Consider the following 7,858-nt stretch of genomic DNA (forward strand, 5'->3'; position numbering starts at 1 on the left):
GTGCCGGATTCTTGCCACACTGTGGCACAGTTTGGTCACAATTGGTGAATTCAATTATTAATTGAATTAATTTCCGCAGAAATTACTCGCATTGGGAGTCCACTTGCCGTAGCCGGTGGCAACCAGATTTGCGATGACGCGGCAGACATACTGCTTCTGCGCCGGATTATTGTTCGGTCCTGCATGGTATCTGGCTACCGCCATGGTCCACGTTTCGTGACGGTCGTGGAGGTTGCGCAAGAACTTTGCTGCATATTCCACGTTGCGGTGAGGGTCGAACATTTCCTCCACGGAGCTGAAGTTCTCGCCGTGGAAATAGTGATTGATCTGCATACATCCGATATCGATGAGCTTCGCACCGCCCCTGCTGGCGGTGTCGAATTGCAGCAACGCGGCCTGCTCTGAGGCTGGAAACAGAGCCTTCCCCTCGACGTTCATCGCATAGGGATAGAGCGATCCCTTGCGCCCGGTTTCCGTCAGCCCGACCGAATAGAGAATTCCCTCGGGGATCCCATATTTGGCCGCAGCGGACTGAATCTCACGCTCACAGGCGCCGGTAGAGGCGGATGCGCTAGAGGTAAACGCTGCCAGAGCGGCTGCCGCCAGCGTCGACAGCAGAAGCGTTCTCAACACCGTTCCCGCCCGCACCATTGAAGCCTCCATCCGTCTGCCGCGCTGTCTGGTTCTGGCGCTCGCGCGCCTCGCCGCCCTGGCCTTGCTGGGCGAGCGACTGTTGCTGCTGCTGGGAAGTCTGTCCCTGGCTACTTGCCTGGTTGCCGGCATCAGCGCGTTCCACAGGGGCCATGCTGATGGTCACGTTATCGACCGCATAGCCCTGGCTGCGCAGCGCCTCGAGGATCTTGCCGTGATCTTCCTTGAGCTGGCGATAGGCCGCGCCGGTCTCGACCTTAAGATCGACGTTCAGCGTATCGCCCGACAGACGCATCGTAGCCGTGACGAGGCCAAGATCGATCGGGCTCATCTGGATCTTGAGGGTGTTTACCACCTTGCCGGTGCTTGTCCATTCGGCGGCGTTCGACAAGGCGGAGCTCGGCTGCATAGCCTGCGCCCATTCCTTGTCACCCGAAAGTGCGGCTGTCACGTTCGCGGAATTCGGGTTCTGAACCAGGCCGAGATAGCGGCGTGATTCCAGAACGGAGACATTTTCGACGCTCGACTTTGCCGACTTCTCGGAGCCCGGCTGTTCGGCGCCGATCTGCATGTCCATCGTCTGGCCACGGCCATCGGCGCGGCTGATCCTGAACGTTTTGCCTTCGACACCTTCAGTATTTTCTGTTCCCGGCACATGCGCGTCGTTGCCATGCGGGGCAACGGCTGCCAATGCATCCGACACATGCGCATCAGCCTTGGCACCGTTTACGCCTTCGGCCTTGGCGTCTTTCTTGCCGGCCGCAGCGTCATCCACCTTCGCGACGGCATGATGAGCGGAAGCCTGCAGGATAGCCGCGGCATCACCGGGCTCCTTGTTCAGCAGGCCAAGAACGTCGGTGATGTCGCCGTCGCCAGCTTCAGTGTCCGTATCGACAGCGGTGTCGCCATCGAGCGCGCTGGTCTTGATCTGCTTGGCAGGCTTGCCCACTGCCTGAGCAGCGGTCTCGGCTGCTTGATCCTTGGCACCCGGCTTGCCCAATCCAAAGACAGCTGCATCCTTGCTCTGGTCCTTTGCAGACTTCACAGGCATCTTGCCGGCGTTTGCGATGGTTTCAGACTGCGCGTCTACCTGTCCCTTGAGCGAGGCGTCGTTCAGATCGATCAGCGGCTTAGGGTTGCGGCCGCGCAGGTTGTGCGCCACGGTCTCTGCGCCATCGTTGGCGCCCTGCTGGTCGGATGTATCGACGGTATCGGCATCCTGATCGTTATTGCCGGCCTTGGAGAGGACATCCGAGAAGCCGCCATTCTGATCCGCAGCCTCGCCTTTACCGGCCCCCCGACCGGATCTTACGGACGCAGACGCATCCGTGCCGGGCGCTCCGCCCGAGACGCTGATATCCATCATCATCTTACTTGCCTTCTTGGGCCAGGAGACCGTCGATTTCGTCGAGCTTGGATCGATTGGTCGTCACGAAAGAGGTGAATGAAGGGTCGACATCCTGGCTTCTCGTGCCAGCAGAAGCCGCGCCTTCGACAACAGGTTCCGGAGCAGCGGCTGGCGCTCCTTCCGGTTGCGCAGCCGTGGCGGCTGCAGCCTGTTCAGAAGTAATTTCTTGATTAGTATTATTAGGGGTCGAGCCTTGTGTCAGGCTTGCCGGATCTGGAGCCCGCAATATCTGCTCGGCAACGGATCTTGCGGCAGCTTGCAGCGCCTGGTCCTGTGGCGAGAGCGATGCGCCGGAGATATTGGCGATATATTTGGCAGCCTGGTCAATATCGTCGGTGGGGACGTTCGCCATGCCGTTATAGAAATCGGCGAGCGGGCCAAAAGGATTGTCCGTCCCCTCGCCCAGCGACTGAACGCGCTGCGCAGCCATACGGGCAAGATCGGGCTTTCCGGCGATCGCGGCAGCGCGCGCGACACGCAGATAGACCTCGCGCTGACGCGGCGCGTCCATGAAGGACAGGATATCGACAACCGTCTGCGGACTGACATCGTGATCGTGGCTGACGATCAGCTTGACGAAGAGATCGGCGAACTGGCTGGCATAGGGCGAATGGAGGAAGCGGCGGACATAGCGTTGCGAATAGGCGAGCCCCTTGTCGACCTGCCCGGTTTCGACGCAGATGGCGACCGAGCGGCGTAGCGCCGCCTCCTCCACGATCGTACCAGGTGCATTGAGCCGCGCCCTGTCATAAAGGGTAAGAGCGTCCAGCGGCTTCGTGGCGATCAGCACATTGCCGCCGATCAGCGCCAGATAAGGGCCGATCTTCTTGCCTTCATACTCCTTAGCGGTTTCCTCCAGTGTCCTGGAGACAAGCAGGCCCTTGCCGCTCAGATATTTCCGCAACACGTCGGTGACGCGATTGTCGAAGTAGCCGTTGACGTCATGGGCGACGAGATATTCCAGCGTTTGAGGATTGCCGCCGCTCATCACATAGATCAGCGCCGCATCGACGTTGCGATCGTCATCGTAGACGGACGGATCAACATTGCGCAGGCGCTGATCGATCTTGCCAAGCATGAAGCGCTGCATTTCACCGGCGGAATGATCGCCTGCTACAACCGAGTCCTGAACGAACTGCAGGGAGCGCAGCATCTTGTACGGCGCGAGATCGTCCGCATCCGCGGCATGACCGACGGCAGGCGACATCATCGCCAGGCCGAAGACCGCATATCTGAAATAGCGATGCTGCCTGCGCGTCATACGACTATCCTTGATCTGCCTGTACGAGAATCTCGATCCGGCGGTTTGACGCGTTGTAGGGGTCCTCGGGCAGCTTGAGGCGACGGTCGGCGAAGCCGGAAACCTGGGAAATACGCTTCTCATCGAGGCCCCCGCGAACGAGCATGTAATAAGCGCTCTGGGCACGATCCATCGACAGACGCCAGTTCTCGTTGAGATCGCCCTTGAACTTCCGGCCGTCCGTATGACCACGGACGGCGACGGCGCCACCCCTCTGCTTCAGGATCGCACCGATCTTCTGCATCGCGAGAACCATTTCCTGGCGCGGCACTGCAGAGCCGATGTTGAACATGGAGTCGTCGTTCTGGTCGGAAATGCTCACCAGCAGGCCGCCCTCGGACGCCGTCACCGTCAGACCCTCGGCGAGCTTGCCTGCGACGCCCGCGATCTGCTGGGCAATCTCCTGCTGTAGTTCCTCGGCCTGCTGCTTCTGTTCGGCTTGCTTAGCCTCTTCTTTTTTGTCAGCGTCCTTGGTCTTGTCCGCCTGCTTGTCCTTGGTCTTATCCGCCTTCTTGTCTGCCTGTTTCTCTGTCGAAGCGGCGACGGCAGCGCTGTTGGGGTCCTTGCTCAGCAGAGTGGAGGGCTGGGTATTTTCGGCCTTGGCGAGTTCATTCGGTTCGGCCTGCGAATCGAGCGGCGAAGGCTGTTGCGGCTTGCCGGCGGTGGTAACTTCGACCTGCTTGGTCCAGAAATCCGGATCGAAGGGGTCGCGGTAGGCTTCGCCGCCATCGGCACCGGTCGCCGGCCCTGAATCCGCCGCACCGCCGTCACCCTTGGCGCTGACGTTTGCCTGCTGACCAACTTCCTGGGCAATCTCTGCGAGAACCGAATAGGGATTCTCGAAGAAATCGGCTTCCGAGTAATTGGTCTTGTCGCCGGAGGTCGAGGTCTGGTCCTCACCGTCAGCGGCGGACTTGCCCTGGTTCGGATTCTCTTCCTTATTCTTCGACTTTTCCTGGTTCTGCTCGCCCTCGGCCTGGTCGACGGGCTTCTTCAAGCCTTTTTCGGTCGGCTTTTCGTCGGAAAGCTTGATAGGATTAAAATAGGTCGCGATCGAGGCCTTGGTTTCTTCATTGGCGGCGTTGACGAGCCACATGACGAGGAAGAAGGCCATCATTGCCGTCATGAAGTCGGCATAGGCAATTTTCCATGCACCGCCATGGGCGCCATCGTGATCTCCACCGCCATGTTTCTTGACGATGATGATCTCGTTCTTGCCGTGGTGATGGTTTTCGCCGTCGCTCATTCGGAAACTTTCTTCAAGCCAGCCGCCCAGGCGGAAATACGGGTCACGAGCACGGTTTCACCAATCTCGGCAGCAAGGTCGACGTCATCAGCCTCATGATGGCGAACCAATGCGGCATGCTCTCCAAGTTCATCCTTGAGGATATCGAAAAGCTTGGCCGGACCACGCACGACGATCGGCGCCGCCGCACCGTCGAGGATCGCCTCCCGCAGCAGGACGGCAAGATTTTCGGTCGCTTTTTTTGCGAGCGCTTCGGTCATGACCGGTGTGATGGCTGCCGCGGTCACTTCGCTGACGAGCGTGGCGATCTCTTCAGCCATGTCGCGGATACGCGAAGCGATCACGGCGGCGGCCTCGATCTCGTATCGGAGTTTCAACTCCTCAATCTCACGGACATGCGCTTCGGCGGCCGCCTGGGCTTCGCCTTCGTATTTTTCCGTCAATTCGACGGTTGCTGCCGCGAAGCCTTCGGAATAGGCCTCGCGCCGCTCCGCCTCGACGTCGATTTCGGGCTCCCGCGGCAGATCCGCAAATGCGGGGACGGTTTCGGCGGAGAAATCATCCACATCGATGATCGGTGCCGAGGGACTCGGCTCACCGAAATCCTTCAAATACCGGGAAAGCATAATGCTCATAAAAAACCGTCCAGTATTCGGGAGGCACGCGGCATGCCCCCGCTTGAAAAATGACCATCGTCCTTGCCGGCATGCCGTTCCGGTTCGGGAGAGGCTCAGGGCCTTTCGCCGGCATGGATTCGGACGCTGCCTTCATGCCGGAAACTAGAAACCCAAACTTGCGCGAGGATGAATGGTGCCGCCCCCGCGCCGATCATTATTCAAGCAGGATGAGAATCTTGCTGGCGGACGTGTTCAGAATGGAGATAGCTTCGACGGCCATCTGCTTCTGGGTTTCGATAGCCTTCTGGCGGGTCGAGGCCTCGTCCATATCGGTGTCGACGAGGGCGCCAACGCTCTTGTCGACAGCGTCAGACAGGTCTGCGGTATAGTCGATCTGATCGTCGATTCGGGCCTTCATGATACCAATCCCTGCTGCCGAATTCGTAAGCTGCTTGAGCATGGCGTCCGTGGCCGTCAGCATATCCGTGAGTTGGGAGTCGGTGGTCGACTTGCTGATGGAGATTTCCGTGCCGGTCGCCGGCGACGCGGAGTTCGCGTTCAGGAGATAATAATTGCGCACCGGCGTGCCGTCGGCATTGCCGTTGACGTCCTTAGTGAACAGGCCGCCATTGGCATTGTTCCTGTCTATCAGAATGGTTTGGGACGACGGAAAGTCGATAGTCTGCGCCTGATACTCACCTGTCGGGGCGCGCACGAAGCTGCCGATGATCTTCCACTGCGGGGGTGCCGCAGGCTCGCCGTTCAACAGCCAGTTTTCGCCGGCGAAGGACGTTCCTTCGACCATCGTCTGCAGCTGGTTCTTGTATTCGGTGATTTCCGCATTGATCTTGTCCTTATCGGCGCCCGGCTCACGCGCGGCAACCAGTTTGGCTCTGAGATCGCCGAGAAGATCGATGGCGGAGTTCATCGCCGTATAGGTCGAATCAACCTTTGCGGCGCCGAGGCCAAGGGCATCGCCAATGGTGCCCAGATTGGTACTGTCGCCGCGCATGACGCTCGCGATCGACCAATAGGTCGCATCGTCGGCCGCAGTCGCGACCCGCTTCGCTGTGGAAATCTGCTGCTGTACGTCGGTTGATTCTTTAGTGATGCTGCGCAGCACCGCCAGCGCACTCACCGCGGCCGCGTTGGTAATCTTAACGGTCATCGACATGGTCTCGGAAAGGTGAAGGGGCAGGCCGGTTTTGCCGGCAGCGACTGAACTGGCTTCATGCCGCCGGCGGGTCTCCCACACCGGTGCGTCGCAAACAAATCAACTCCCGGCAACGTTAACCCGATATCAACCACTTCCGCAAGAGCGGAACGAGGATTGAAGCAGCAGCGCCGTTACTCTCTTAACCTATTGAAACAAAAGGAAAACCGCGCCGTTTCGGCGCGGTTTCCAGGCTGCCGGGAATTGCCGGCACAAGGTTTGGTCCAGCTTCGACGCTGGCTTAGCTGCGGAAGAGCGTGAGGACGTTCTGAGCGCTGGAGTTTGCAATCGAGAGCGACTGGATCGCCAGCTGCTGCTGTGTCTGCAGTGCCGTGAGCCTGCTCGATTCCTCTTCCATATCGGCGTCCACGAGACGGCCGACACCGGAGTCGATCGAGTCGCCGAGGGCCGCGACGAAGTTTTCCTGCAGCTCGATGCGGTTGGAGATGGAGCCGAGCTGAGAAGCTGCCTTCGTCATTGCCTCCAGGCCGGCTTCGATTGCCGTCAGTGCCATAGCAATTTCCGGCTGACCAAAGGAGGTGATGTTCATGGTGTAGATCGAGCCGATCGTGCCGTTGGAGGTGCCGATAATGCCGGTGCTCGAATCGATAGTGCCTGTCGTGGTCATGCCGAACAGGACGTTGCCGCTGGAAGACGAGTCCAGGACATAGTCGGTCGTCTTGACCGAGACATTGCCGTTGCCGTCGCGGACGAAGGTTGAAACGACGCTCTTGGTCGTGTTGCCGGCAACCCAGTTTTCACCGGAGAAGGAAGCCGACTGGGAGATGCTCATGAGCTGAGCCTGGAGCTGGCTGATTTCTTCCTGGATCTTGGTCTTGTCGACACCCTTTTCAGTTGCGGCGACGATCTTGGACTTGATTTCGCTGACGACATCAATGGCGTTGTCCATGGCCGTGTAAGCCGTATCGACCTTTGCGGCACCGAGACCGAGAGCGTCGGAAACAGCCGAGAGGGCCTTGTTGTCCGAACGCATGGTCGTTGCGATGGACCAGTAAGCTGCGTTGTCTGCTGCCTTTTCAACGCGATAGCCGGAAGATACGCGGTTTTGAGTATCCTGAAGATTATTGCTGATACCACGGAGGGTCTGGAGGGCGGCCATGGCCGCTACGTTGGTCAAAATGCTTGTCATGAAATGATTGCCCCTTATTGGCAGGCGTTAATAAAAGGGACATTCCGGAATAGCGCCCGGGAACGACGATCAGCCTTCATGCCTGTTAACCCGTTCTTAAATTTGGTTAACTCGCCGTCTCGTTGAGACGCAGATGACAGCAATATGGTTAATCAATCGTTAACGGAAATTAAAAAAAGCCGCGCTCCATCGAAGCGCGGCTCGATTTCCATAGTGCCCGCCGGTTAACCGGCGGGCTGAGTTTCGCGATCCTATTAGCCGCGGAAGAGCGAC

The 7,858-nt window shown here is 58.9% G+C and carries 7 protein-coding genes; all 7 read right to left on the reverse strand.

Going from position 1 to position 7,858, the window contains the following annotated elements:
* Positions 1-66: 66 nt before the first annotated feature.
* On the reverse strand, positions 67-630 hold the full coding sequence (locus tag PMI11_RS30280; protein WP_037072501.1) for a lytic transglycosylase domain-containing protein: 564 nt from the start codon (positions 628-630) through the stop codon (positions 67-69).
* The gene (locus PMI11_RS30285; protein ID WP_037072504.1) at positions 572-2,017 is read right to left on the reverse strand and encodes a flagellar hook-length control protein FliK; all 1,446 of its coding nucleotides are present in this window, start codon (positions 2,015-2,017) and stop codon (positions 572-574) included. Before PMI11_RS30285 ends, PMI11_RS30280 begins: the two co-directional genes overlap by 59 nt.
* A 4-nt stretch (positions 2,018-2,021) precedes the next feature.
* The gene (motC, locus tag PMI11_RS30290; protein WP_007825033.1) at positions 2,022-3,320 is read right to left on the reverse strand and encodes a chemotaxis protein MotC; all 1,299 of its coding nucleotides are present in this window, start codon (positions 3,318-3,320) and stop codon (positions 2,022-2,024) included.
* A 4-nt stretch (positions 3,321-3,324) separates the two neighbouring features.
* Positions 3,325-4,605 carry a MotB family protein gene (locus PMI11_RS30295; RefSeq protein WP_007825035.1) on the reverse strand — a complete coding sequence of 427 codons (1,281 nt, stop codon included), beginning with the start codon at positions 4,603-4,605 and terminating at the stop codon, positions 3,325-3,327.
* Positions 4,602-5,240, reverse strand: coding sequence for a hypothetical protein (locus tag PMI11_RS30300; RefSeq protein WP_007825036.1), 639 nt, complete (start codon positions 5,238-5,240; stop codon positions 4,602-4,604). Before PMI11_RS30300 ends, PMI11_RS30295 begins: the two co-directional genes overlap by 4 nt.
* A 196-nt stretch (positions 5,241-5,436) precedes the next feature.
* The gene (locus tag PMI11_RS30305) at positions 5,437-6,390 is read right to left on the reverse strand and encodes a flagellin N-terminal helical domain-containing protein (protein ID WP_007825045.1); all 954 of its coding nucleotides are present in this window, start codon (positions 6,388-6,390) and stop codon (positions 5,437-5,439) included.
* A 286-nt stretch (positions 6,391-6,676) separates the two neighbouring features.
* Complete coding sequence (locus PMI11_RS30310) at positions 6,677-7,585, reverse strand: flagellin N-terminal helical domain-containing protein (RefSeq protein ID WP_007825047.1); 909 nt, start codon at positions 7,583-7,585, stop codon at positions 6,677-6,679.
* Positions 7,586-7,858: the final 273 nt, after the last annotated feature.

The organism is Rhizobium sp. CF142, assembly GCF_000281145.1.
In the GTDB taxonomy this organism is placed as follows: domain Bacteria; phylum Pseudomonadota; class Alphaproteobacteria; order Rhizobiales; family Rhizobiaceae; genus Rhizobium.